20 protein-coding genes and 1 pseudogene are annotated in these 26,259 nt (G+C 64.0%); 16 read left to right on the top strand and 5 right to left on the bottom strand.

All coding sequences use genetic code 11. From position 1 onward, the window contains the following. Positions 1 to 390: 390 nt before the first annotated feature. Positions 391 to 912 carry a type 1 glutamine amidotransferase family protein gene (locus tag ON34_RS33035; protein ID WP_051023477.1) on the bottom strand — a complete coding sequence of 174 codons (522 nt, stop codon included), beginning with the start codon at positions 910 to 912 and terminating at the stop codon, positions 391 to 393. Positions 913 to 1,038: 126 nt separating this feature from the next. On the opposite strand from ON34_RS33035, the gene ON34_RS36700 reads away from it, so the two are divergent. From ON34_RS36700 to ON34_RS33020, 6 genes and pseudogenes are all read left to right on the top strand, one after another. After that, positions 1,039 to 1,197 carry a hypothetical protein gene (locus ON34_RS36700; RefSeq protein WP_157172588.1) on the top strand — a complete coding sequence of 53 codons (159 nt, stop codon included), beginning with the start codon at positions 1,039 to 1,041 and terminating at the stop codon, positions 1,195 to 1,197. Between the two features lie 522 nt (positions 1,198 to 1,719). Further along, complete coding sequence (locus tag ON34_RS33030; RefSeq protein WP_040787261.1) at positions 1,720 to 2,964, top strand: fatty acid desaturase family protein; 1,245 nt, start codon at positions 1,720 to 1,722, stop codon at positions 2,962 to 2,964. A gap of 228 nt (positions 2,965 to 3,192) precedes the next feature. After that, positions 3,193 to 4,146 (top strand): patatin-like phospholipase family protein, encoded by a 954-nt coding sequence (locus ON34_RS35440; RefSeq protein WP_218003972.1) that lies wholly within the window; start codon positions 3,193 to 3,195, stop codon positions 4,144 to 4,146. An 89-nt stretch (positions 4,147 to 4,235) separates the two neighbouring features. Continuing rightward, positions 4,236 to 4,820: pseudogene (locus ON34_RS38740) on the top strand (HAD family hydrolase); the annotation flags it as partial. Positions 4,821 to 5,042: 222 nt separating this feature from the next. After that, a complete protein-coding gene (locus tag ON34_RS37975; protein WP_245548309.1) occupies positions 5,043 to 5,666 on the top strand; it encodes a lysophospholipid acyltransferase family protein in 624 nt (207 codons plus the stop codon). A gap of 297 nt (positions 5,667 to 5,963) precedes the next feature. Then, positions 5,964 to 7,319: a cytochrome P450 gene (locus ON34_RS33020; protein WP_083889974.1), complete on the top strand. Its 1,356-nt coding sequence runs from the start codon at positions 5,964 to 5,966 to the stop codon at positions 7,317 to 7,319. Between the two features lie 85 nt (positions 7,320 to 7,404). Here the strand turns inward: ON34_RS33020 and ON34_RS33015 are convergent, their stop codons facing one another. The 3 genes from ON34_RS33015 to ON34_RS33005 form a co-directional block, all read right to left on the bottom strand. Next, complete coding sequence (locus ON34_RS33015) at positions 7,405 to 7,902, bottom strand: RDD family protein (RefSeq protein ID WP_218003971.1); 498 nt, start codon at positions 7,900 to 7,902, stop codon at positions 7,405 to 7,407. A gap of 186 nt (positions 7,903 to 8,088) precedes the next feature. Beyond that, complete coding sequence (locus ON34_RS33010) at positions 8,089 to 12,429, bottom strand: tetratricopeptide repeat protein (RefSeq protein WP_157172587.1); 4,341 nt, start codon at positions 12,427 to 12,429, stop codon at positions 8,089 to 8,091. Between the two features lie 9 nt (positions 12,430 to 12,438). After that, on the bottom strand, positions 12,439 to 13,062 hold the full coding sequence (locus ON34_RS33005; RefSeq protein WP_051023472.1) for a suppressor of fused domain protein: 624 nt from the start codon (positions 13,060 to 13,062) through the stop codon (positions 12,439 to 12,441). Between the two features lie 381 nt (positions 13,063 to 13,443). Here ON34_RS33005 and ON34_RS33000 point away from each other — a divergent pair, with 381 nt between their 5' ends. The 6 genes from ON34_RS33000 (at position 13,444) to ON34_RS38260 (ending at position 17,282) form a co-directional block, all read left to right on the top strand. Further along, positions 13,444 to 14,166 (top strand): hypothetical protein, encoded by a 723-nt coding sequence (locus tag ON34_RS33000; RefSeq protein ID WP_157172586.1) that lies wholly within the window; start codon positions 13,444 to 13,446, stop codon positions 14,164 to 14,166. A gap of 488 nt (positions 14,167 to 14,654) precedes the next feature. Further along, positions 14,655 to 15,056, top strand: a complete 402-nt coding sequence (locus ON34_RS32995) for an Rv0361 family membrane protein (protein WP_040787255.1) — start codon at positions 14,655 to 14,657, stop codon at positions 15,054 to 15,056. A gap of 233 nt (positions 15,057 to 15,289) precedes the next feature. Continuing rightward, positions 15,290 to 15,805 carry a hypothetical protein gene (locus ON34_RS32990; RefSeq protein ID WP_157172585.1) on the top strand — a complete coding sequence of 172 codons (516 nt, stop codon included), beginning with the start codon at positions 15,290 to 15,292 and terminating at the stop codon, positions 15,803 to 15,805. A 212-nt stretch (positions 15,806 to 16,017) separates the two neighbouring features. Continuing rightward, positions 16,018 to 16,542, top strand: a complete 525-nt coding sequence (locus tag ON34_RS32985) for a hypothetical protein (protein WP_157172584.1) — start codon at positions 16,018 to 16,020, stop codon at positions 16,540 to 16,542. 18 nt (positions 16,543 to 16,560) lie between these two features. Beyond that, positions 16,561 to 16,998 (top strand): hypothetical protein, encoded by a 438-nt coding sequence (locus ON34_RS32980; RefSeq protein WP_040787252.1) that lies wholly within the window; start codon positions 16,561 to 16,563, stop codon positions 16,996 to 16,998. A gap of 158 nt (positions 16,999 to 17,156) precedes the next feature. After that, on the top strand, positions 17,157 to 17,282 hold the full coding sequence (locus ON34_RS38260; RefSeq protein WP_281032478.1) for a hypothetical protein: 126 nt from the start codon (positions 17,157 to 17,159) through the stop codon (positions 17,280 to 17,282). A gap of 78 nt (positions 17,283 to 17,360) precedes the next feature. On the opposite strand, the gene ON34_RS32975 is transcribed toward ON34_RS38260, so the two are convergent. Further along, a complete protein-coding gene (locus tag ON34_RS32975; protein ID WP_157172583.1) occupies positions 17,361 to 19,892 on the bottom strand; it encodes a LuxR C-terminal-related transcriptional regulator in 2,532 nt (843 codons plus the stop codon). Between the two features lie 701 nt (positions 19,893 to 20,593). Here ON34_RS32975 and ON34_RS32970 point away from each other — a divergent pair. The 4 genes from ON34_RS32970 to ON34_RS32955 all read left to right on the top strand — a co-directional run bounded on the left by ON34_RS32970 (position 20,594) and on the right by ON34_RS32955 (position 23,664). Beyond that, positions 20,594 to 20,866, top strand: a complete 273-nt coding sequence (locus tag ON34_RS32970) for a hypothetical protein (RefSeq protein ID WP_040787250.1) — start codon at positions 20,594 to 20,596, stop codon at positions 20,864 to 20,866. 298 nt (positions 20,867 to 21,164) lie between these two features. Further along, entirely contained in the window at positions 21,165 to 22,373 is a 1,209-nt protein-coding gene (locus ON34_RS32965; protein ID WP_040787249.1) for a hypothetical protein, read from the top strand. Between the two features lie 191 nt (positions 22,374 to 22,564). After that, a complete protein-coding gene (locus tag ON34_RS32960) occupies positions 22,565 to 23,176 on the top strand; it encodes a hypothetical protein (protein ID WP_040787248.1) in 612 nt (203 codons plus the stop codon). Positions 23,177 to 23,442: 266 nt separating this feature from the next. Beyond that, the gene (locus ON34_RS32955) at positions 23,443 to 23,664 is read left to right on the top strand and encodes a hypothetical protein (protein WP_040787247.1); all 222 of its coding nucleotides are present in this window, start codon (positions 23,443 to 23,445) and stop codon (positions 23,662 to 23,664) included. The last annotated feature ends 2,595 nt before the right edge of the window (positions 23,665 to 26,259 follow it).

Here is a 26,259-nt window from a genome sequence, read left to right as displayed (position 1 = left end):
TCAGGCCGGACGAATCCGGCCCGCGCAGAACTCCACTCCTGATGTGTGCGGGCAGGACCACCGGGCACCGCATACCAGCCGATGCCGATTCTGTAACATCAGTAGTACATATTTCCCGGAAGGGTGAGGATGCAACAGAATGCCCCATATTTTACAGCGCCTTGATATTCGGCTCGCCCGGTCGCCGAAGGGAATCTCGGTACTCCAGCAGTTCGATGCTCTGCCACCGCAACGCCGTATGCTGCTTGCAACTTCAACCGACGGCACATGACCAGTACACATCCTCCTGCCGCACTCGAGCGCGCGCTTGACATCTCCTTGATATCAATCGTCGAAAACTTGACCTACTCTTGAGACTTTCCAGGCAGCCAAGGTCCACGATCTACTGAATCAACGAGCATGGTTGTCACCAGGCCGAGCGGGAGGCCCGCGGCACAGCGTGCTGTTTTCATCCGGCGCCACCCTCGGATACCTCCGGCGGAAACTCGGGCCCAGCCACCAGCTCGTCGTTGCCGGTGAACCATCCAGCACACCCGCCTCGGCGAGGAAGGACGTCCCGGTGCACGCCGCAGCCAGATGGGCTCCGGAGGCGTGCGCCCTTCCGATGCGGTCGAGAACAGGCCTGCTGTGGGTGGACGACACCAGCTCCACGAGCGGATCGGCATTCAGAACGGTCACCGCGGGGATGATCATCGAGTCGAAGCCGTCACCCACCTCCGCCAGCGGCGTCGTCACGAGGATATGCCCGTTGCCCGACCGAACACGCTCACCGAGCGCTACAGTGCGCACTTCCCACGGTGGCAGCGGCGTTTGCAGCTCGGCACGCAGACCGTTTGCCACGTCGAATGTCGCGATCAGCGCGGCGTATCCGAAGTCGGCACCTCCGTCGACGACGAACACCGCGACTTCCATGTCGCGGATGGTACCGAATGCGTCGCTTCCGGCACTCTTCGTACTGGGGAGAATCGACTAACGTCGTCTATATCGCCTGGTACGGCCCCAGCCAGCCGTCTAAGCCCCACCGCCGTCGGAGTTCATATGTCCCAGCTCGACACCCCGGGCACCCACCACATCCTGCTGGCGGATGCCCACATCGCGCACCCCCGAGCGTTCCACCAAGACGCGCGCGGCTGGTTGATTGCCGCGGCATCACCCGGTGGCCTGAACGAGCCGCAGTTCGACTCCGCACCATGGTGAGCGAAGTACACGACCGGACACGAACATGACAGCACTCCAGACGATCGTCCTAATGGTCGTCAGCGCAGAGATTCTCGTCATCGTGGTGGCCCTGTGCTGGCCGCAACGGCGCGGATCAACGCACCGCCGACGATATCCGATGATGATGCGCTTGCGCAGGCGGCCAGAAGTACCTACCAGCGGCACCGCGGCGACCCAGCGGCTCGGCAGGCGGTAGATTCTCGGCGTCCGCGCGAGTCTCAGCGATCCTTCATCCTGATCCCGGCGACCCCGCACGGCAGATCGTCGGTTTCCTTCCCGCCTGACGGCCTGCCCTCCAGCGGCCGGTCCGCCTCCGTCGATCTCGGTCATACCTGGCGTTCCACCGCCGAGAATTCTTAAGCCGTCGTCAAAAATCTTTCCCGGAATGGCATCTCGGCACGGTGTTCCTGTTCAATCGGACACCAGGGTCGGAGCGCCACGTGCGGTGGCGACGTGCTCGATGTGATCCGATGAACTCTCGACGAAAGTTGCAAACCTCCGGTGGCAATCACAGATATCAAGGCGTTCGCTCATTTGACCGACTCGGATATCGAAGCACTACGGAAAGCCCTCGATTCGATCCGCCAAGATGTAGAGCAATCGCGCGGACACCGGGACGCCACCTATATCCTGCGCGCGATCAGGGCTCAGCGGGCGCTGGAGGTAGCCGGGCGGGCAACGCTGTTCGCGAGCCGACGCCGCGGCGCGTGGCTGCTGGGCACCGCGCTGCTGACCGCGGCGAAGATCATCGAGATGATGGAGCTGGGGCACAACATCAGTCACGGCCAATGGGATTGGATGAACGATCCCGAGATCCATTCCACGACTTGGGAATGGGATTTCGCTGGCCCTTCATCGCACTGGAAGCGATCGCACAACCACGTCCATCACACCTACACCAATGTGGTGGGGATGGATGAGGATCTGAGCTTCGTCGTCTTGCGAACGACACGTGACGAGCCATGGCGTCCGATCCACGCGCTTCAACCGGTGATCAGCTTGGTCGTAGCCGCCTTGTTCGAGTGGGCGATCGCGGTGCACGACTGGTCGCTCGAACGCCGGTTCACCGGGACGCCCCGTGAGCATCTGTCGTCGCGGCCGAATGCCGACTTCGCGCGCAAGATCGCCCGCCAGGTCGGCAAGGACTTCCTGTTGTTCCCAGCGCTGACCGGGCGGGCATTCAAACAGACCCTCGCAGCCAACGCCACCGCGCTGCTGCTGCGCAACCTGTGGTCCTACGTGGTGATCATGTGCGGCCACTTCCCCGACGGCGCCGAGAAATTCACCGCCGAACAGTACGAGAACGAAACCCGCGGCGAGTGGTACCTACGGCAGCTCCTCGGCACCGCCAACTTCACCGCAGGGCCTGCGCTGGCGTTCATGACCGGCAACCTCTGCTATCAGATCGAGCACCATCTGTTTCCCGACCTGCCCAGCAACCGATATGCGGAGATCGCGGTGCGGGTGCGGGCGCTGTGCGACGAATACGACTTGCCCTATACCACCGGGCGGCTGGCCGGGCAGTTCTGGCAGGCGTACCGAACCGTTTACAAGCTGGCGCTACCGGATCGCTTCCTGCACCGCACCGCCGACGACGCTCCGGAGACGAAATCGGAACGCATGTTCGCAGGAGTCGCATCCCAGCCGGGCACGAAAACGCCTGACCTACCGACCAGCTCGGCCGCGCGAGTTCGGCATGGCCTCCGGTCGGCGCTCACCCGCTCCCGAGCCGCACGCACACGCTGAGACCAGGTAAGGAAGGAAATATTGTTGACCGAGGAACAGCCGAGCACCAATTGACGTCGGACCCGGAGCAACTTCTTTTTGAAATCTAATTGTGGGGCGAGGGTATTCGTGACAGAATTGTACGACCCGCTCGGGCGGTATTGGGATCCACACCATCCGGTGCTGCAAATTATTCGCTCGAGACGAGACTCCGGAAGTTGTCCCGGAAATCGTGCGGATTCCGCAACCGTGGCACTCGCGGTCGAGGGGGGAGGTATGCGGGGGGCGGTATCCGCCGCTATGCTCACGTATCTCGACGATGCTGGCCTGAAGAACGTTTTCGATGTGGTATACGGAACCTCTTCGGGCGCGATCAATAGCGCGTACTTTGTTTCACAGGAGACATGGTACCCGTTGTCGATTTATTTCGAAGATTTGACTACGCGGCAATTTGTCGACTATTATAGGGCATTGCGAGGTCAATCGATACTGAATCTCGAGTATATTTTCGAGCAGGTACTCGGCGCCATTAAGCCGCTGGACTACCAAGCCGTAATAGACTCACCCATCCCACTGGTCGTTTCGGCCACAGATGTCGACGCCCTGGAAACTGTCATCTTCCGCTCCTTCTCATCGGTTCAGGAACTCGAAGCGGTTCTGCGCGCGGGGGTCTGGCTGCCTATCGCAGTGCGTGGGTCCATGAAACTGCACGGACGGCGGTTGGTCGACGGAGGCGTGTTGGCACCACTGCCGTTTCGGTTGGCCATGAACGACGGATGTACACACATCCTGTCGTTGAGTACGCAGCGAATACGAAGGCCTCCGACCAGAATCCCCAGCGTTCACCGATACGTTGCAATCCGCCTGGATCGCATTCGACGCGGTCTGGGACGTGGCTATCTGAATGCGGTGCGACAACGATACCGCGACGAAGAGTGGCTGACGCATCGGCGTTTCACACCTGAGCCGGGTGCGCCGTATGTGCTCGACCTGGCACCTTTGCCCTGGATGAGCAAACTCGAGCTCAACGAGCTCGAGTCCACAACCGTTCTCGCCGGTATTCAAGAATCATATGCACTATGCCACTGTGCCATCGAGAGTCTGGACACCGATAAGATACGAGAACGTAACGTACGAGCATTTCCTCGCATGACCATAGTCCACCCGGGGCAACGGCAAACAGATACCGCAATTCGCCGCTGAACATCGGCTCCGGACACGGAGATGCCTGATTCGCCGAGTGGCGCAGCGCAACTCGATCGTCATCAGGACTGCTCATCGAAAGTCGGGATATGCACCTCGTAGAAGCTCTCCATCGGATTCGAAACGGTCCACAAGGGCCGGCGACGGCCGCATTCTTTGATTTCGAGAATACGCTGGTGCGCGGATCCGGAGCCGTTCGATTCCGTGACACAATGAATGGCCGATGTTCGAAAGCCCTCGAGCGGGCGATCTCGACGGTCCGGGTACGGAGCGCCGCGACCGATACTGCCGAGACCCGTGCCACGCGGTGGGCTGATGGCGCCTGGCGGGGTCGCATGCCGGCCGATCTCGAACAGCTCGGCCGCGACTTCTTTATCCGGGTGGTTTCCGGCCGTCTCTACCATGAGGCGCGGCAGCTGGTCGCCGCGCATCAGCAAGCCGGTCACATCGTGGTTCTCACCAGCAGTGCACCGCATTTCCACGTCTGCGCCACCGCAGCCGATCTCGGTATAGACCACATTCTCAGTACCCGTCTCGCGGTCGTTGACGGTGTGACGAGCGGGGAAATCGATGGTCCTGTTCTCTGGCGCGATGCCAAGGCCTCCGCGATCCGTGACTTCTCGGCGAGCGCGGGTATCGACCTCCTGCACAGCTATTCTTACAACTCGAGTGGATCCGATGTCCCAGTACTGTCGATGGTAGGTGCCCCAACGGTACTGAATCCCGACGCTGAACTCGAAAGGGCCGCACAACGACACGACTGGCCGGTGTTACGATTTCCTTCCCGGCGACACCCCACTCTCTCTCGGGTCGCACGCACTGTGAGCGGTCTCTCGGCTGTACTCGCAGCGGCCGCTGCTACTTTCATCGCATGGCCCGGTCGCGATCGTCGTGCCGTGATCGATGAACTCTGCACTCGTGTGGCCACAGCCGCGCTTCGGAGAGCCGGGATCTCGGTGCGCTTGATCGGTGCTGAACATGCTCGCGCGCCTCGCCCGGCCGTATTCGTGTTCAATCATCAGAGTCAACTCGATGCGCTCGTTATTCCGTACGTCCTGCGTAGCGGGTTCACGGCGATCGCGAAGATCGAAGCGCGGCGCTACCCCATCTTCGGTGCACTCATGCGCTTCATCGGCGTCGTTTTCATCGACCGCTCGGCTCCCCGTGATGCCATTCGAGCGCTCGAGCCTGTTGTAGAAACACTCGAGTCCGGGATATCGGTGGCAATCGCGCCCGAGGGGCAGGTAACCCCCACGGCCCGACTGCTGCCGTTCAAGAAAGGGGCGTTCCATTTGGCCCTGCGGGCAGGGGTTCCCATAATTCCCCTCGTCATTCGAAACTCAGGGCAGATCCTGTGGCGCAGTTCGTTCCTCGTTCAGCCCGGCACTATTGATGTCGCAGCGCTCGAACCGATCGACACTTCCGACTGGACTCTCGACACGCTCGATATGCACATCAATCGCATCGAGCAGCTGTTCAACGACACGCTTGTCAACTGGCCGGATCGGGCACAGGCGTAAGTACAGTGCGCCATTCCGGGTGCCGGTGTGTCGGAGTGGCGAGTTCCCAGGCTCGCCGGTCGCGCGTTTGCTGTTGTGCGCCTTGCGCGCCGTCCGCTTCTGGTCGGTCATTTTCGAGAGGAGTCGATCTCGTGCACTCGATCTCGCGGATCAACGGAATGTAAGTTCTTCCCGGTACATCGGCCCACATCGCCAGGAGCGACCATAATTTCGGCACAGGCCAGAACCGGTGGCACCGCGGCGCGGCACCGGTCGACGACTCACTTGGCCCACACACCGCGAGAAGAGATCCGAAAGATGAGCCGGTCCAAGACAATTCACGATCAGACTGCGAACCTTCCCCCCTCCACCCGCCTACAACCAGGCCTGTTCCGCGATCCGTACCGATTCGTCATGGAATCCGCTGCCCGGCACGACGGGCTGGTCCGCGTCGGCGCCGGGCCGCTTGAAACGTATATCGTGAGTCACCCCGACTACATTCGCCGTATCTTGGTGACCAACGCCGGAAATTATGTCAAAGGCCCGTTGATGAAGCCGTTCCGGACAGCGCTGGGCAATGGGCTGGTCACCAGTGAAGGCGAGTTCTGGAAGCGACAGCGCCGGCTCATGCAACCGGCCTTCCACGCCCGGCAGCTGCATCTGATGGAGAACCATGTCGCCGCATGCGTGGAACGCGCCGTGCAGCGGTGGGAGGCGGCCGCCGACGCGGCCCGGCCGGTGAACTTCCTGGACGACTGCATCGAACTCAACGTCGAGATTGTGCTGGGCGCGCTGTTCAGCACATCGATCGACGCCGCACGCGCGGAACGGCTGCGCGAGCTCACCTCCCAGGTTTTCGCGGGCCTTGCGTCGAAAGTGTGGACGTTCTTTTTGCCCGGGTGGTTCCCGCTACCGGGTGCGGTGCGATATCGCCGTGCGGTAGCAGCCCTGGACGCTGAGGTGCACGCGCTCATCGCGGAACGTCGCGCCGGCGATATGGAACCCGAGGACCTGCTCGGGCTGTTGCTCGATGCCGTGGACGCCGACACCGGCGAGCGGATGAGTGATCAGCAGCTACGCGACGAGATATTCACCCTGTTCATGGCCGGATATGAAACAACTGCCACCGGATTGACCTGGGCCGCCTACGAACTCGCGCAGAACTCGGAGGTCGCTGAGAAGATGGTGGCCGAACTCGGCCAGGTGGTGTCCGGGAAGCAACCCACGCTCGCCGAGCTGCCGCGTCTGGAGTACGGCAAGCGCGTCATCGACGAGGTATTACGTCTGCATCCGCCGTTCCCGATCTGGTTCCGCAGTACCGTGGCGCCCGACATACTCGGCCCGTACCGCATTCCCGAGAACACGAAGATCGTACTCAATCCGCAGATCACGCATCGTGATCCGAGGTTCTGGGACGACCCGGAGACATTCGACCCGGACCGATTCGCACCGGAACGCGCCGATTCCCGGCATCGGCTGGCGTACTACCCGTTCGGCAAGGGCAGCCGCGTTTGCATCGGCGAGCGGCTGTCGACGGCCATCACTCAGATGGTGCTGAGCGCCGTCGTGTGCGGGTTCGAATTCGCCGTCGAGCCCGGGTTCGACGTGGTGCCCCGTTACGTGGTCACCTGCCAGCCCAAGGGGGGCCTACCGCTCGTGCTGCGCCGTCGCTGACCATCGCGTTCCGCATCGGCCCACCCGCACCGCGTCGGGTGGGCCGGGCATCAGGAATAGCGATCGCCGGAAGAAACGCAGTCGCTCAGCGGCCGCTGCGCCGTTCGTCGCGGCGGCGCACAGTACGCAGGCCACACGCCTGACCGACGCCTCCGCCCTCTTCCAACATAACCTGCACCGCCAGGAGCACGAAACCCGCGAGCCACCGCGCCACCGTCCGCCAGAAGCCCGGCCGCTTGCCATCTTTCGCGCGTACCACCCGCATACCGAAGAGCAGCTTCGCTAAGCTCCCGCGGAACAGCAAGGTGCCGAACACGTGATTGGCGAACGAGAACATAAGCGCGGACGCGAGGAACACCGGCGCGAACGCGAGATCGCCCGCGCTGTAACCGAGGACGCGCACCGCCACCGCGAAGGCGGCCAGCAGCCCGAAGCAGCCGTCCGTCATCGCAGCCAGAACCAGCCGCCCCTCACCCGCCTCCTCCGGCACCCAGATCTGCGGTCCGGGTCGCCCCGGTGGATACGGGTAAGGCTGCGGGCTTCCGCTGGAGGAGCCACTGTAACTCGGATTCGGCGCATTCACCCGAGGCATTATGCCTGGATCCCGGGCTGGACCGGACATCGATCATGATGAAATTCCGGGCACTCGCAAAACTTTACATAGATTTGAAGAATCGGCCATTGCAGCGCTCCGCCGATACGGCTTGTGCGGCAGCTGACGCCACGCTGACTGCATAGAGCCCATGATCGCGAAAACAAGCGCATGTCATCAGTTCGGATTTCTGTTCGATCCGAGAAACTGCCCGATCGTTTCCCGCGCCTCGGACAACCGTGAACCGAACACCTCGGGTTCCTCGTCGGCCAATTCCGTGTACAGCGAGACCGAACGCTCTGCCAGAGTGCGAGCTTCACGCGGGTCGCGGTCGCGCAGCAGCAGGGCGATCTCGCGGCAGATCGCCGCCAGGTCGGGTAGATAGCGTGGGCGTGTTCGCTCGGCGGCTTCCTCGGCCAATCGCACTGCCCGCCGAGCACATGCGACAGCGACATCGTGCTCGCTGAGACGCACCAGATGCGTAGCGTGCCAGCGCAGGCAATCGGCGAGGCCAGGGCGATGTACCTGGGGCTTGTCCTGGGCCAACCGCTCCCACAGCTCCAGCGCACGCGAACTGAGTTCCAACGCTTCCGCGTGGTGTCCGGCCCGCGCGAGGTGCCGAGCGTGATCCACTAGGGCACCGGCGAGGAACTCGCCGCAGCTCGGCCGATCTCCGTATACCTGCTGATATATCTCGACCGCGCGCCACGAGTCGGGCAGAGCCGTGGAGTCCCCATCGTCCAGCTCGGCCCGCCAACGGGCGCGGTGCCACAGCGACCAGGCCAGATCCAATGAGGGCTCGGCATTCTCGGCCGCCAATTGCTCCCACAGCGCCACGGCTTGATCGGTGTAATCGAGGGCTTCGGTCCGGCATCCCAGTTCGGCCAGACTCCAGGCCAGTGAGTCGCGATAGTCGGCCAGATACCACCGGCGGTCGCCATCACCGGCCCGGGCGATCTGCTCTATCAGCGACAGCGCCGAACGTCCCGCGGCGACGGCGGCATCCCGTTGTCCGGCTTCGGCGAGCAGCCACGACTGATCCCGTAGCACAACCGCCAGGCGGAATCGGTGTGCGGCGCGGTCCGTCTCGACCTGCTGGCGAATCAGCCGGACCGCCTCCTCGATAGCGCCCGGCGCCTGGCCGCGATACCCGGTCTCGCAGAGGCTCGTCGCATACCTGTGCAGAACGGAGATCAGCCCCGGCAACAGATCGTCATGCCCCTTGTCGATCAGCTCGGTGTAGAGGACCACGCTGCGTTCCTGGTGAGCGGACGCGAGATCCGGCTCGGAGATGTGCAGCCGGAGCCGAGCGGCCCATCCCTCAGAGTCGGCCAGCTTTGGAATGTTCTCCTCCGGACATTCCGCAGCGGCATCCCGCCGGATCGACAGCGCACGATCCACCTCCGCTGAGGCACACCCGCGCTCCCCCAGCCACCTGCGCGTGACCGCGTGGTATTCCACCGCCAGAGCCCAACGGGGCCGGTACCGCAGCGCATCCCGACTGGTCAGCTCTTCGAACGCGGCCGCAGCGCGCTCCGCATACCCGGCCGCCTCGGCCCACTCGTTCTGGTCGCCGCAAAACCTGGCATGGTCATCGAGCGCTGCGGCCAGATCGGGCAGGTGCAGCTCGGAATCGCTAGCGGCCAGTTCTTCCCACAGCCGCACCGCGATGCGCGAGTGCTCGCGTGCCCGCGGCCACTGCCCGGCGTCCACGAGCCGATTCGCGAAACTACGGGTGGCCTCGGCCAGCAGCCTCGCGCTGGATGGACAGTCGTCAGCCGCTTGGGCTGCCGCGATCCGCACCGCCCTTTCCTGGAACAGCACCGCCTCGTCAGCGCGACCGACGCACACCAGTGAATAGGAATGATTGTCCAGTGCCCAAACCAGACCCCGCGCATCGGCGCCGATCGCTGCGGTCCTCAGTTTCTCGAACAGGGCAACCGCGCGCGTGGTGTATTCAACGGCCTCCGCACCGCGATCGAGGCTATTGAGCCGAACGGCATAGTTGATCAGGCTCATGCCCAAACCGGCACAGTAAGCATCATCATCGAGAGTCACCAGTTCCTCGAAGATGGCAAGACTTCGCGTCGCGGTCGCAAGAGCATCCTCGTCGCGGCCGACCTCGCCCAACCGCAGCGCGTGATTATCGAGACACATGGCGGCGGACTGCAGATACAGGTCCTGGTGGTCTGCGAGCAGCTCCTCATAGCGTTCGACGGCCTCGGCCGACACGTCGACCGCCTGCTCGAACTGACGTGCTTCCATCAACCGTGTCGCGTAACTATCGAGGGCGTCGGCCAACCGCCCGCGGTGCGGGCGGGGTTCGGATTCCGACAATCGCCGCCACAGGTCCACCGCTCGCCGCGCATACTCGAGCGCTGGGCGAGGTCGACCGATCTCCGACAGGCACACCGAATGATTGCCGAGGGCGATGGCGAGCTGCGGTTCCCCAGCCGCTGGATCCTGCGCGGCCATCCGTTCCCGATGTTCCAGCAGCGGAGTCGAATAGGTCAGCGCCTCGGCCGGCCTGCCGGTGCGAGACAGATTCTGGACCAGCACATGCAGCGCCCATGCTCGCTGAGCGGCACGGGCGGGGCCCTCCGCCAGCGTCGCACAGATCTCCAGCACGCGGGTCGCCGCCGCACGCACCGCCTCCGTGTTCCCCATGTCCTCGTGCACCGAAGCCAGCTTGTTCACCGCGTAGGCGAGGTCGGCGGAATAGGTTGCCGGGTCCTTGTCGGCCAATCGCGCGTAGATCTCCTCCGCCCGGACGGCGCATTCCAGTGCCGCATCGAACACACGCAGCTCACGAAGGGTGATCGCACGCGTACACAGCGCATTGGCCAGCGCGGCCGGGCGATCGGCGCCGTTCGTGGTCATCTCCTCGTACAGCGCCACCGACCGTGCCGACACCACCCGCGCCTGCTCGTAATCCTCGCAGCGGTTGAGCACCATCGCGCGGTTGTTCAGGGCGTTGGCCAGATCCCCGGTGTAGCGGCCTGGGTCATCGTGCGCCAACTGTTCGATCAGTTCGACCGCCTGCCCAGAACGGAGGTCCGCCTGCTGTATCCGCCAGGAGCGCAGGTGCATCCGGGTGGCGCAGGTCAGCGTCCAGCTGAGATCCGGCCGATAGCGCTGCGAGTCCATCGAGACCAGGTCGCGGGTGTGGGTGAGCGCACGCTCGGCCGCGTCGGAAGCCTCGGCGCTGCGGCCGGCTTTGTGCAACCGGTCCGCCTGAGCTCGTAACTCGTCCACCAGGGACTCGAGCTGCGCCGGGTCCCGCTCGGACAGCAGGGACCATACACCGACCGCACCGTTGCCGAATTCGACGGCCGCCGATATGTCGCCGAGCTCCTGTGCCACTGTGACGATCTCGTGGTAGGCGCCGGCCATTTCTTCGATGCCTCGCGCGGAGCCACTGTGTAGTCGCTGTCGCGTTTCGAGGAATCGATACCAGATCCGCACGGCTTCAGCCCGCCGCCCGGCACGGTGCAGATGCTCGCCGTGTCGCAGCATCGTCCGGGCGAGCCGTCGCACCGCGGACTCGTTCCCATCGGCAGCCGTCGTCTCGGCCAGCTCCACGACCCGCGCCGACACGGCCACCGCTTCGGTGTGCAACTCATGCGCACGCAACAGCCAAATCAGACGGGATAGCTCGTTCGGTGACGCGGCATCGACCGCGGTGGCGGCCATGGCGCGCAACCGCTCGATGCGGTGCCGCTCCCACTTGGTCACTTCGCTTTCGTCGCCGACGCGTTCCAGCAGCGCGATGTGCTTCGCCCAGGCACGGTCGAGACTGGACAGAACCGCCGAGCCGGCAGATTCGGCCAGCTCTTCGTACAGGCGCACGCCGCGCCGGGACTGATCGGCACCGGCGGCCTCCCCATCCAGCCACGCCACGAAATCCGCCGCCGCCATGTGGGCACCGGCCAACCGTCGCAGATATCGGGCGCGATCGGTCTGAACCAGTTCGCCCAGGAGGTCTATGCACCTGTGTCCGACGTTGGCACCCCACGCCATCACCTCGGCGTGCTCCGCCGTTCCGCGCGTTCCGGTCTCGGACAACATCTCCAGCAGTTCGCACAGCAGGTCGGCCAGCAGTGGCTGTGCCCCGGACTGTCCCTGTGCCGCCGGCTCGTCACACAATTCGATCGCCGCGGTGAGCAGTTCCGCGGCGAGAAGGCCGCGGTCGCCCTCATGCTCCAGTGCGGCCCGGTACCGCAACACTTCCACCAGATCCGACTGGTTCGGATCCGCGCGCCACGCGACTCGGGCCGCCCGCACCAGCGCACGGTGCAGCGGCTCCAATTCCGACCGAGCGAACGTCGCGGTGGCTGTAACCAGCGCCGCCGCCCGCGACACCAGCGGATGCTCCGGCCAGCGCTCCAGCACCGCAACAACATCCGCCGCCTGCCGCGTATCGCCATCGCGGACCACGGCCCACGCCGCGTCAGCCACCAGCAAGGTCAACGCGTCCGAAAACTCATCGGGCTGCATGAGGTATTCCGCGACAGGCATCGAGGCGGCCTACTGTGGGCTGATCAGCGACCCGCGATCGATATCGGTGACGTACAAGGGAAGACGAGGCGACAGCCGCTCGAGCAGGGCGGGCGCGGCGCCGCCTTTCGCGGCCGCGTACTCCTCCAGGGTCAGCCCCACAACCTGCAGGAACGTCACGCTGCCGTTCGGTGTGCCGATTGCACCGAGCTCTGGGTCGATAGTGAAGGTGAGAGCACGGATCGCGCAGTCCGCATGGTCGGTTGCGATCGGCCCGCTGGCTTTCATGGTGTGGCCGGGCTCGAACCACTTGCCGGAATCGAAGACATACCGGCCCAGATTTTGCAGCAGGCTCGCCGCCCAGATCGGCGGTTCGGCGTCATCAGGCCGGCGGACGAGCCGGAAGGTGAACTCGAAGCCCCACCCCGAGACCTCCGGATCCGATGATTCTTTGTGGTACAGCTCCGACATGCCATAGCTGATATAGTGCCAATGCGGAATCGGCTCCGGCCGCGCAAAGATGCTGATTCCGTCGAGGGGGTCCCGGCCGCCGAGAGCCCACGGGTGCCGAGTCCCCACATGGAAAGGTTCGGCAGCACCATACAGCTGCCGCAGCGCGCCATCGATGGCATCCCACCCGATCGAATCACTCACCCAGCGAACAGTAGTCGGCGCGGGCGACGATGCACTCATCCGATTATCAAGTTTTACGATAACTTTAGCTGTCGAGGTAGCCGCGGCGGGGGACGGAACCTTCGACTCGGCCAGATGCCGACGAGACCAACAAGATTTCGAATGGCTCCGTACGAGCCGATATTCCGTGTTGCCAGACGAAGACCGGAATCCGAACGAATTCCGGATAATGTCACCTGTATGCATCCCAAGAGAATGCTCGCCATCGGCATAATCGGGCTCGTGTTGCTCATGGCCAATGGGTTCGCCGCACCAACCGTCTGGGCTTTCACTGTCGGACCCCGTGTCGCGGCATATGTCACCGGATGCGCCAGTGGTACCAAGTACCCCAGATGCCAGGGGATGTGGACAACACCCGACGGCGTAGAGCATCGTGGCGAGGTACCCCGCGTCGGCGGCAGCCGGATCGGCAAGCACGTCGACGTCCGCGTCGGTCCGTCCGGCCAGCTCTATCAGACCCCCGATCTTGTGGTTCGCCTGTTCTGGGCTGCCCTCGCTGACCTGGCAACCCTCGGCGCGCTCGGCTTCGTAGCGGTGATATCCCTGGGAGCCCGCCGCCGGGCGTCGGCATTCGAGGCCGCGACCGGAACCGAACGGCTGCTGTGGCGCGCGAACAAGGACCAGGTCACCGACCGGCACGGCACTCAGCTGTGGCTAGGACATCGCGATGGCCGCCGGCTCGACGCGGTACAGGCGGCCAATGGGCTCGAGACGTATCGAGTTCACCGCGCGAACGGCGTCCTGCGGCTCGATCACCAGGACGGTCGGCACTTCGGCCGGATCGAGGCCCAACACTACAGCGGAAAGTCCATGAGCTTCATGGTGTTCGACGGAGCGGGCGTGCCCCACGCGCTGATCGCCAACCTTTCCGTTCTCGACCCGCGATGGACGGTCACCACAACCGACGGCACCCACTGCGCGGATTTCATCGTCGGACCCGGCCATCACCGACTGGCATTCACACCCGCAGCAGCCACCCTGCTGTACCCACTCATGGCGGCGTTCCTGCTCGACTGCCATCACATGCTGCTCGAAGCCGCCGACGGCCCACACCGCAGCCGTTGACGTCCGCGCAGCGCGAGCGTGCACGGTGGGTGGAAACACGTTGCGCTCCGAACTAATTCACGATCCGCTCCGAAACCGGCAAAGTCAATGAGTCAGCGCGCTCACAACCTCAATGGAATGTAAAAACAAACATCGCGCGGTGTCCGAGCCGTGCGCGACATGATTGAATCGCGTTGGCGTCGGACATGACGTATGTGCGCTTTGTGAAGATAAGGACTTGTAGGACTCCGTAGATGACGCACCCACCACAGCAAGAGCCCAACGCCGCCAATCAGCCTGGCGGATGGCCGCCGCAGCCCGGCGGAACACCGCCGCAGCAGCCCTATGGCGCACAGCCGCAGCCCGGTCCGTATGGGGCCACCCCGCATCAACCGTATAGCCCCGCACCGCAGCAGAATCCGCCGTATGGTGTGCCACCGCAGTTCGGGCAACAACCGCCCTATAGCACGCAATACCCACCGCGGCCCGGCGGACGCGGGAGCGCCACTGTGCCGCTGCTGCTCGGTGGCGCCGTCATCCTCGTCGCGATCGGCGTCGGGGCATATTTTCTGTTCTCCGGAGGAGGAATCGGCAAGTCGAGCGACCCACGCGAGGTCGCGCAGGCATTCGTGGACGGCCGCGGGGACAACCAGGATCTGCTCTGCGCGGCGGATCGAGCGAAGATCGAAGACGCGCAACAGTCCGCGGGTAAGCCGACGAGTGTGCCGAAGATCGACGCGAAATCCACGTTGAAGAGCGTCGATGTCCCGGATGGAAGTGACAAGGGCAAGTTCACCGTCGATGTCGCCGTGAAAGTCGGCTCCCGCTCCAACACCCAATCCGTGACCTACGATCTGGTCAAGGAAGACGGCGAGTGGAAGGTATGCGGGCTGCTGAAAGCACTGCGGTAGCGGCTTCCGACCCCCGCCCCGCGGGTAGTGGCTGCGGGTAGTGGCTGAGGATAGCGGAAAGGATGCCGGCGGGCCGGGGATGGCGGCGCGCTGGACGGCGGCGGTGTTGCTGCTCGGCCTGGCGGTGTCGGTGATGTTGGCGCGGTTGTGGATTGCTGGTCAGGCGCATGAGCTCGCGGCCGCGGTGGGACCGGTGTGGCAGTCCCACAGGGGATTCGATGCGAGGCGGTTGGGTGCGTCGCTCTGGCCTCCACAGTCTATCCGCTGCCCACGGCACCGTGCTGCCGCTGTCGGAGGGGTCCGCGGTCCGGCTGACCGGCTCGGGCCAGCAGTGGGTGGTGCCGATAGCTGACGGCGACAGGGTCGCGGAGCTTATCCGCGAGCGGGTGCCCGCCCGCACCAGTTCCGAGGTTTCCACACCGACCGCCGAGCAGTGGCGGGCGGCGATGCGGAAGCGGGAGCTGATTCGGAAGTCAGGGACCGGTAAGGGCGTCCGCGCGCCGAGCGATTACCGATCGGGGTTCATCCTGTTCACAGCCTTGGCGGTAGCATCGTTCGATGCGAACGAGGGGTGGGTGGACAAAAGCGCGGGCGCGCTGGTATTCGGGATCGGCGCGGTGGGATGTCTGATGGCGTGGCGAAACGCCGCCGCGGTGATGCGGTTGGCCGAGGAGTGGCCACAGTTTCCGGCCGACGGACAGCCGTCGCCACCGCAGACCCGGCCTTGGACCTCGAGCGACGGTCGATAAAACCCATTCGATTACGGCGGCACCTCAAATGATCGTAAATTCGGTGGTCCGAAGATGACATGTGGCATTTCCTCCGGTTAGCCTGCCAGAGCCGTCGCAGGGAGGACGACAGGTGAGCCCGATAACGCAGGGCTCCGGCCAATTCAAATCGGAGGACTATTTCAATGAAGCGTACGATCGCGTCCGCATTTCTCGCGGGGGGTGCACTGTCGATGCTGGTGTGCATGACGCCCATAGCGACGGCAGCGCCGTCGGACGTGGAAAGCATCAGCTGCGCGGAGTACTCGAGCCAGACGCTGAGTGGCCGGGTGTCCACCATCAGGGATCTGCTGGAGGCACGGCCCGGTCACAGGTACGGGTCGAAGCCCACCACGGTCGTACGCAAAGTCGATGCCGGCTGCAGGGTGGCCAAAAAAAGGAACGCGGACGATACGGTGCGCGTCGCCAAGATCGTCGATGAGCTGAACAGAGGCTCTTCCCCATCGAATTCCCCATCGGACAGTTCGCCCGCTGACGCGCCATCCGGCGGCCCGGACACCAGGTGCTCGGTGTGGCTGAAAATGAAGCGGCCGGAGCAGGCGGCGCTGCTGCAACAGCATTTGGTGCAGCCGCGCAGCAAGTTCGACGGCCGGTTCAACACCGCCGCGGCGCTCGTGGACGGTGAATGCAACACGCTCGGCGGCAGCGCGACGGTCGCCCAGGCGTACGCCGCCGTGATGCGGAAATACGACAAGTAACCGGAAAGGCCCGCAGTCATGCGTCTTACCATCACCATCCTCACCGCGATCGCGCTCGGCGCCGCAGCGCTCTCCGGTTGCGGCAAGGATTCATCGCCATCCGCAGACCGCCAGGCGGCATCGCCCGCAAGCAACGATTCTTCCAGCACGTCGGCGTATTGCGCCGCGGTCAAGGACCTCGGCGATATCGGCACACAGTTGAACTCGGAGGAGCTGAACCTCAAGGCGCGGGAGGTCGCCGCGGTCGCCCCCGCCGAAATCCAAGCAGACTGGGAAAATTTCGCGGACGCCCAAGAGGCGGTCCTCGACGCGGGAAACACCGATCTCGATCCCACCGATCCATCGGCCCTGCAAGAACTACAACAGCGGGCCGCCACCGCTCAGGAGAATTCGGACAAGCTGAACCGGGCCGTACCGAAAATCATGGACCACATCACCAAGACCTGCGAAAAGTAAATACCACACAACACCTTCCGACTCGGCCCATCCAGCGACCCGCGTACCCCGCGACACCCCGACAGGTACGCCCCCCGACGGGCAGAACCCAACCAGTGTAGTTCGGACGGCCGGGGAATCCACTCCCTTCCAGGGCTCCCCGGCATCCACTTGCCCGAATGCCGACGAAGCACTGTCCGAGCCATACCAACCAGGTGGAGATCTCCATCTCCTTCTACAACGTTGTCATCAGCATCACCTACCACCACGACGGACTCGGCGAGAAGAAGTTCACCCAGCCCTGATGGAGCTGTGCTCCGTGGCCCTGTCCACGGTGACCGGCTGAAAGAAGTCGCGACGGACTGCGGTCCAACCGTGGTCGATCAGGTCTTGGGAACAAACCGGATGATGTCTTTCCGGGAGGTGATCATCAGTTTCTGAAAGATCGCGGTCATTTGCGTGTCGACGGTCCGGAACGAAGTTCCCCGATGTGCCGCGATAGCGCTGTTCGTCCATCCCGCCGCGGCGAACGTCGCTACCTCCTGCTCCGCCCGCGTCAGCTCGTCCCAGCGCGACAGGCCGCACGTGTGGCCGGTATCGACCGCGGGCACCCGGTCCATGGGTAGCTGTCCCAGTGCCAGCCGTTGGACTTCGTTCGATTCGGAACGCAGGAGGGATCCCTCTTTCTCGGCGGCGGCGAACGCCTCGGGTCCCAGCACGCTACGGGCAACGTCGATGGCTCGGTTGGCTTCGTCGGCGAAGGGCCGCAGTGCTTCGATATCGGTTCCCAGCTCCGTGCGCAACGTCCTGGCACCTCCGGCTAGCCGGGCGGTTTCGGTCGCCAAGGCAACGATCTCGTCGGTATCGGTGTCGCCCGCGGCTATCGAGTCGGTGATGATCTGCGCCAATGCCCAGTACCGAACATGCACTGCCCAGGCCGCGCCCCACGGGTCACGGATGGATACCAGGTGGGCCAGCGATCGACGCCCCACCGACAACGCCGCGGTCGGATCACCGTGTTTGGTCAGTGCGAGCGCCCACATCAGCTCGGTCCACGATTTCAGCCAATGCGCCTCGGCCGCAGTGGAATTGGTGACGTTGCGCTGCGCGATCTCCGCCGCTTGTTCCGCCGTACCGAAGAAGCTGGCCGCCATGGCCTCGATGAGTCCGGCCATCGCCTCGCCGCCGCGATCGCCGACGTTGTGAGATTTCTCGCGAGCGCGCGCCAGCACGGTGATGGATGCCGGGTCGCCGTGCACCAGCATCAGCTCCTGCCCCCAGACGAACTCGACGACGGCGGGCAGATCGAGGTCGACTTCGGGAGTCTGCCGCCAGTTCTGCCGGACTGCCGGATCAGTTGTGCAGGCAGTAATACACTCTTCGAGCATCCGCTCGGTTTCCTCGTGCTGCCCCTGCCACATGGCCACCCATCCGATCAAAGCCATCGCTATTACTTGGAGATCGGTTGGCTGCGGTGTGAGCTTGCGGGTGGCCTCCAACGTACGTTCCGTCCATTGACGGGTCTCGCGTAATGAGCCGTTGAAGAACGGCGCGCGCAGCGCGATCAGTCCCACCGAGATCTCCAAACCGGGTATCGATTCGCCCGGCGCGGTGAGGCTTCCCTCGATGGCAACGAGAATGTTGTCCCACGACGCGCGCACCCAGTTCAGATAGCCCAGCTCCCCCGGGCCGAACCAGTCGGCATATGCCTGCAGGACTTTGTTGCGGTAGTACTGCCGATGCTTCGCGGCGATCCGTGCCGAGTCGTCCGTGTCGCCGGTCGAATGCTCCTGTAATCGCTGATGGGCGAACACCCGAATCGTCTCCAGCAGCGAATACCGAACGGTGGTCCCGGTGCGGTGCAGTGATGCGAGCGACTGGTCGACCAGGCGCTCGAGCAGCCCCTCGACCTCCTCCTTCGCCACCCGCACCGCGCCGGACCGGTCGAGCTGTTCGTCGTCAGCGCACACGGCCTCGATGGCTTCCAGGTCGGCCCCCACGTCGAGCCCGAAGGAGTTGTCCTCTTCGGGGTTCGTATCGTGCCCTGCGGCGAATACCGACATTCGCGCCAAGAGGAGGCGTTCCTGATCCGTGCACAGGTCATACGACCACGCGATCACGTCGGGAACCCGCTGATGCCGCGCATCTACCCCCGCCTGCCAGGCGGGGGACCACCGCATCCGCCGGTCGTTCGCACCGCCGCTCAACTCCTGGAGGATGGTCGCGAGTGGCTGCCGGCGCAGCCGCGCGGCGGCGAGCCGGAGATAGAGCGGGTGGTTGTGCATGTGGTGACAGATCAACCGCGCTGTCGCGACCTGATCGGCATCGGTGACAGCGTGACCGGTGAGCTCCGCACGCTGCTGGAACAACGTCAGGGCCTGTTGCTGCGACAGCGGTGGAACCTCCACCAAGTGCTCGTCGACCCATCCCACCGGCCCGCGGCTGGTGGCGAGGATGACCAAGCCCGGCGCTGCCTCCAGTAGCGCCGCGATGAGCGTACCGGCCGCGCCGAGCACATGCTCACAGTTGTCCAGCACCACCAGAGTCCGCGGCGTCCGCCCGGCCGCGTTCTTGACGGTGAGCTTGTCGACCAGTGCGTTCCACGCCGATCGCCCCGAGAAGTCGGCGTCGAGCACGGCATGCGCGACCTCCTCTTCTACCGCGGTGAAGTCGGATCCCTTCGCCAGCCTGGCCAGTCGGACCCAGTACACCGGTATACCGGTGGCCTTGCGGAACTGGCCGACCGCTTCGGCCGCGAGCCGAGTCTTCCCGATGCCGCCCATACCGGTCAGGGTGATCAACCGCGCCGAGCCCATGAGCAGAGTTCTGATCCGACCCAGCTCTGGACCCCGGCCGACAAAACCGTTCGCGGTTGCTGGAGAGTCACCGGGAATCTGCCGCTCCCTACTCGACATAGAGGTCAAGCTCCTTCTTCCCATCTGATGTCGTCGTCAAAGAACCGCGCCGGCAAGGCGTCCACTCTCCAGAGTGAACTCGAGAACGTGTTCCCGTCTGTCGCGTATTCCGACCATACCTGCTAGGTACCCAGACCTCGTATGTATCTATTCCCTACCCGTACGTAGGAGCCCCCGCCCCACTGATTCACACCGCCTCGCTGCCGTGGCTTCGCATGCCGGTCGACCGGTAGCTCGACGGATAGGATCACGTCCCGGTCGCGCACCGACCGCGGTCGGTAGGTCGGGTAAACCCGGCACGGATGCGGAACGCGCTGTCCAGCGTCAGCGGTGCGCCGACCGCGTGCGCTGTTTCCTGTGCCGCAATGGCTTCACAACTTGCACGGTCCCGCACCGCAATGTGCCAGAGATCGTCGACCGGTACCGGTTCCGGCGAGCAGCGCCGGGGACGTAGATAGCTCGGGACATCGGACCCGACGGCTACCGATGCGGGCCCATCTACTTACTCGATCAGACTTGATCGTGACCGCTTGCGCGGTCTACCCGGTCGAACCGACCAGATGGACTGAGCAGCGGAAACACCGGTGAAGTAGGAATGTAGAGGATCCGCAACGCGTTGCGGCCGGGGCTGGTGGGGGGCCCGCGATGTTGCTGCACTATGGGCTGCGACCTTGGGACAATGGAAAGGCAGTGGCCCGGATATGACCGACCTGCAGAGCGTGACGATCGCGGTCGTCGGCATAGAGGCGCTGTTCATCGTTGCGGCCCTGTGCTGGCCGCCCCGGCAACGGCCGACCCACCACGAGGAGCATCTGGTTGTTCGTCGCGGAAAACGCCATCGCGCGTCGACCGATCCCGCTTTGCCGGCGCGGCGGAACGTCGTCACGTCGACGCCACGCACCCTCGCCGGCTCGGTAATCGCTCGACACAGTGAACGCCCACACGGCGGGCACCGCGACCCCATTGACGCCTAGGTCATGTCTCCCAATTGAGTCTGCCCCACGCAGGATTGCCTTGCATCTCGCGGTAGCCAGATAGCAGCGAACACGCCCCTTCAACGAATATGGCAATTCGTGCAGGCCATCAAGCCCACTCGAGTCGGCCGTGCGATCGGTTGTTCATCCCGGCTCCACACGTCGGTATCGACCAACGCTCGCGTGCGGTAGGTCGCAGTTCGCGGCCGACTACGCTGTGGAACGATGAGGCAAAGCGCCGGAACTGATGGTCTGCTATAGGTTTCAGACGAACACGAAGGCGCCGTGAGGAGGTCCGATGGATGCCGAACCCACCGGCCGCAAGGTCGTTGACCCGGGCCGCTTCAATCCGGACACACCGAAGCGAGGGACCTCCCAGCACCCCGATCGGCGGCTGTCGGCGCGTGTCCAGCGCGCCATCTTGCGCGAACGCGTAGCGCCGCTGCTGGCAACAATAGCGGGATTGGCAGTCGTGCTCGCTGTGGCGATGGCAGGTACCGCAGTCCTGCTGATCGGATATGGCTATTTCGAACAAGGACGCGACCAGGCCGAGCGTGACAGCTGGTCACGCAAGATCGAGACAGCCATCCGGGCCCTTCCGGGGGTAACCGACGCGTCACACCGGTTCGAGCACTACAAGGGCAGACACTTCAACGCCAAACTCGACGTGCGGCTCAGGGACGACGCCACACCGGCCGAGGCCGCGTCTGTGGTGAGTGCCATGGGCGCTCAACAGCTTCCGCGGCGTTTCCAAGGCGACCCGACAGAGGTCACCATCGACCGGATGGCAGACACCTATTCCGCGTACTGGCTTTTCGGCCGTGACGTGAGCACTGAAGCGAACGCCGCAGACACCTGGGCGCGACTATGGGCCGCCGGCACCGAAGTGCACTGGTCCTCGCGCGGCGGCGACGCCAGCCGCATAACCAACGCCATCGACGTCCGAGCGGGCTCCGAGAGCGAACCTCACCGCGCCACCGCGGCGATGCGCCGAATCATCCGGGACTTCCCCGAACTGGCATCAAACCACTGGACCGTATCCACCGTTCATGAGCGGGAGCGCGGGTTCACCAATCACTCGGAACGGCGCCCCGGGTCTTATCCATGGCCCCATGATCGCGTCACCCCCCGCCAAGAGCCCACCCCTCGCTTCCCGTCCAATGATGAACTCGACCTGTGGCAGTGGTTCCTGACCGATCAACCCATCCCGTTCTCCGTTCGGGTGTCGGTCTACGACCCGCCCTCCGAAGGCCGCACACTGGGCGTCACCGTATTCCCTCCCGTGGGTACGGAATTCAGCGTCGCGCAGACCACACAACTCGCCGATCTGCATCTTCCCTACCTGGCTGGCTACGGCGCGGCGGTCGACTACACGATCTACACACCCAACGGCCCCGTCTACTCCTACGGCCCCTTTTTCGAGGTCGTGGTCGGCGGCTGCCAGACATCCGGGTACAACGTCTTACCGGAGTCGCAGCCCTACGTGCGTCAGTACGAACGCTGCTAGCAGCGCCAGGCCCGGTATGCCCGATGGTGAGGATTCTTTCGGATGCATCCTCGCATGCGCAGCAGGCACAGTTTTACGATGACTTGAGGGTTTCGCACTGATTCGGTTGCACGGCAGTGCATTACGCACGCTAGAGTTTTGGGTGAGCAGCACCGGAGCGTGGTGCCCAGGACGGACGGGGAGGGTGCGCAGTGCAGGAATCGCCGATCGTCTATCTGGCGATCTGGAATGAGAATGGTCTGTCATCCCCGCGGGTGGCGGCCAGGCGCTTCCGGCGCATTCTCCGCGACCGCCATCCGGTCGCGGTTTCCACGCTGCACGAATCGATGCGGGAATTCGTTCTGGCGATGCGGCGCCGCGATCCGGAAGTCAATGCACACCATCCGGACGGGATGGCTTCGATCGCCGAAATCACGAATTTCTCAGCACAGGGCATCATTCTCCGCTTCGATGCGGATCGTTCGAAACGAATGGAGAACGTTCTCCGGATTACGCATGAACTGAAGTTGACGATGTACGATCCGAAGTTCGAATTCACGCTCGGCTTCGACGACTCGGCCGAGGTAGCCGTGAACGATACCGGTAGCGCGGGCGGGCAACAGGTCCCCCGATCGACGGAGGGGATGGTACCGGGGAGCCCGCGGCGCCGTCGTCGTCCGGATGCGCTGCGCATGCTGCGCAGGCTGCGCAGGCTGCACCGGACGACAAATGACACCGCGACCCAACCGCTGTCGGATGCCATGCCATCGTGCCTCGATCCCAACGCACCCCCTGCCGTAGATGTGGTCGAAGCGGACGACTGAGGGCAGGCAGGACGTCCGGCCCAACGCCAGGCGCGCGTTGCAATTTTACCTTCGGACGATCTCCGGCCGAATGGCATGCGTGAATCCCGGCGGCACCAGTAGTCGGGATGGCGTACTACCACGTGGTGGTTCCATTCAACGAGTCGTTCCGGCAAAGCATTACGCCGAGTTATACCGGCAAGCGAACGGCACGTGCCGTGGCACACACATGTAAAGGCGGCCACGCGCCGATCGGATGCCCATGCCCGCCGCGGCGACAGCGCACGGTGATCGAGTATCGCGGCGCCGATTGGCGGCGCAGGCACGACGCGGCGCCTGGGCGATATCCGCTCGGTGCCGAAATTCCAGTGCGCATCAGCTACCGCACCAATCGCGCCTATCCGTTGACTCGAAGCACGCTTGTGCGCACCGGATTACGTGGAGCAGCGCTGGGCGCGGGGCTCGGTCTGTTCAATGCGGTCCTGCTGTGTGTGCTGTTGCTCATGTGACTGGTCGAATGCGGTACCACAAGGCGTGACTGCCGAGCTGAACGACCCCTCCCCGTCGGCCGGGAATCCGGCCATGCACGCACATATCGGAGCAGCTCGAGCCGTGCGGTGGCAATCGGACGATCGCCGCGCCCCACCGCAGCGCGCACCGTTGCCAGTGCGCCTTCGGCCGCGGTGTGCTGCAACCATGCGGACACCGATTCCATGACTGAGTAGCCGGCGTCGTAACCATCCGACCCATGTTGCGGGTGAACTCGGCCTTGGCGGCGCGGGAATGTCTTGGTGGCCCACATGATCCGCAGGTTCGTACCGATCCGTACCAGCTCTACGGTGGCGTCGTGTTCCATGCCAACGGACTGCTGTTGGGACTACGCCCGGTCGCTGCCGCCACCGACCGCTTCGACTCCGAGCGGGCCGGACCCGACCATCTCGGTTCTCGAACTCACCGCCCCGATGTAGCTTGCCTCTCCGCGGCCACGGCGGACACCCCACCGGTGGGCATATTAAATTGCACGATGCCTATGTTGTGCAATTCTATTTGCATCAGCAGCAAGGAAGTCGCTCCCCCAACACCACGAACGGGCATGTACATGACCACCCTTCAAGCAACCGCAGTGACGGTCATCACCGTGGAGGCGCTTGTCATCCTGGCGGCCCTCAGCTGGCCACAACAGCGCGGCCGGGCTCGCCGACCGCGCGCGACTCCGACTCACCTCCGCAGGCGAGAACACGATGTCCAGCGCTGACTGGGCGTCCAGCGCCCGCGTCGCAGAAACGTCCGCCTCAAGAGGCTGTAAGTTCTCGAATAGCACTGGACGACAAGGCCTTTGGTGACTGTATGCTCGTAATTGGGGTCGGCAGCCCCTCATCCTGCCGGCCCCTTCCAAGCGGATGCGCTTGTCATCCCAAGCGCGGCCCGCATGGCTGGTGCGCGCTTCGAACCACCCCGCAGACAAGGTTCGAAGCGCGCACCAGCCATGCGGGCCACACCATCGATACACGATGCGCCACTCGCACGGCGAATCAATATGCGGACCAACTGCAAATTTGAGCACCACTTGAGGTTCGCCGCCGATATTTGGGCATTTCCTTCAATGCTCGAGGAACCGTGGGCCGCCGATCGCCATATACGTTCGGCGAGCCGAGGTCCATGAATCAGAGCTGGTCACGTCGACTAAGTGTGGTATCCATGCCCCATTGGGCATGGTCGTCTGCGCGGCCACCGGGAGGGCGGTTGCGAGATAATTCGCATCGCAATCCGACGCAACATAGAGCGCGAGAGACAGCACGGACACCGCTATTTACATTCTTTCAGTCCACCGCTCCAGTCGAGTCTTCGGACCCCGCACGGGCCACTCGACTCACCTCCGGAAGTCAGAATCCCCTAACCATAACCCGACGCGCTTATCAACATTGATCAAGTGCGCTGGCATAGCGTCCCGATTTTACATTCCCATAAGGTAATGCGGTCTACTGCACAGAATGATCCCGCCTGTCGCCGCTCGGATGCCCGACTCAGATCAAATGAGTGTAAGTTCTCTCCATTTTACTGTCCGGCGTTGTCGCCCGCGACAATATGCTCTTGCGCAGGCGGGGAAGCGGTTACAGATGAGGGATTCGATGAGCTTTCCTCCGGTTGCGACGCACAGCCCGCTTCGCGACTTCCTTCGCCGGATCGGCACACTGCCGAAATGCCATGTCACCCGCGCCGAGCGGGCGCGGCTGTGGCAGCTGCTGCTCGCCGGCTCCGATGCCGCCTCGCCAACGACGGTCGACAGGTCACACCGATGAGTGCCACGAAAGCCATCCGCCGCACCGGCGCATCACCACACTCCGGGACACTCCGCGTCCGGCCCGGTATCTGCTGGCCGGCATCATGGTGAATCAACTGGGCGCATTCGCGCAGGCCTACCTCGTGCTGTATCCGACGTAGCAGGGATTCTCGGTTGGGCAAGCCGGTTCGGCGCTCACCGTCTACAGCATCGGCGCAGTGTTCGGCATGGTGGCCGGCGGCGAATCGACGGCACGGATGGGTTCACGCACCACCATTGTCACCGGCATGACCGGGTCCGCACTGCCCTCGGTCTGATTCCGGCGGTGAGCACACCGGGCATGTTCCCGGTGTGCTCACCGCTGTGGTCGCGCTTGCCGGGTTCGCCGCCCAGTCTTACCGCCCGGCCGCCGCGGTCCTGTTCAACGATCATGCCAGATGAGCATCGGGTGATGGCGTTTTCGATGTTTCGTATCGCCCTGAACACCGGAGCCCTCGGCCCAGTGACAATGTGTGAGAGCGGGTCGTGGTGAACGCTGAGCATCGGATCGTCACCGCGGCCGGGGTGTCCGCCGAGATCGACATGGCGCACGGAATCTCGAGATCAAGCGACTGTAAAAGATCCGCCGAGAAATTGCGGGGCGGCTACCTCATAGCCCGTCCCGCGGAGGCCGTAGTAGCTGACCCATAAACGCACCGACCGGGTTGCTGGAAATAATTTACAGTCCCTTCAGCAAAGGGCGGGCGCGATCGGGCTGGTTGTAATGGCTTTGAAGAAATGCGGGGCTCGTGCGATGCTCAACGAATGGTAGGTTCTGGCGGCC

The sequence above is a fragment of the Nocardia pneumoniae NBRC 100136 genome, assembly GCF_000308755.1.
Classification (GTDB): Bacteria; Actinomycetota; Actinomycetes; order Mycobacteriales; family Mycobacteriaceae; genus Nocardia; species Nocardia pneumoniae.
This window is presented reverse-complemented; position numbering and strand designations above follow the sequence as displayed.

Excerpts from the sequence above, each read along its gene's own strand:
- ON34_RS32975 (WP_157172583.1), bottom strand. The coding sequence starts at position 19,892 with ATGTCGAGTAGGGAGCGGCAGATTCCCGGTGACTCTCCAGCAACCGCG.
- ON34_RS32965 (WP_040787249.1), top strand. The coding sequence starts at position 21,165 with ATGGATGCCGAACCCACCGGCCGCAAGGTCGTTGACCCGGGCCGCTTC.
- ON34_RS33000 (WP_157172586.1), top strand. The coding sequence starts at position 13,444 with ATGTGGACAACACCCGACGGCGTAGAGCATCGTGGCGAGGTACCCCGC.
- ON34_RS32980 (WP_040787252.1), top strand. The coding sequence starts at position 16,561 with ATGCGTCTTACCATCACCATCCTCACCGCGATCGCGCTCGGCGCCGCA.
- ON34_RS32985 (WP_157172584.1), top strand. The coding sequence starts at position 16,018 with ATGCTGGTGTGCATGACGCCCATAGCGACGGCAGCGCCGTCGGACGTG.
- ON34_RS33035 (WP_051023477.1), bottom strand. The coding sequence starts at position 912 with ATGGAAGTCGCGGTGTTCGTCGTCGACGGAGGTGCCGACTTCGGATAC.
- ON34_RS33020 (WP_083889974.1), top strand. The coding sequence starts at position 5,964 with ATGAGCCGGTCCAAGACAATTCACGATCAGACTGCGAACCTTCCCCCC.
- ON34_RS38260 (WP_281032478.1), top strand. The coding sequence starts at position 17,157 with ATGCCGACGAAGCACTGTCCGAGCCATACCAACCAGGTGGAGATCTCC.
- ON34_RS33010 (WP_157172587.1), bottom strand. The coding sequence starts at position 12,429 with ATGCCTGTCGCGGAATACCTCATGCAGCCCGATGAGTTTTCGGACGCG.
- ON34_RS36700 (WP_157172588.1), top strand. The coding sequence starts at position 1,039 with ATGTCCCAGCTCGACACCCCGGGCACCCACCACATCCTGCTGGCGGAT.
- ON34_RS32970 (WP_040787250.1), top strand. The coding sequence starts at position 20,594 with ATGACCGACCTGCAGAGCGTGACGATCGCGGTCGTCGGCATAGAGGCG.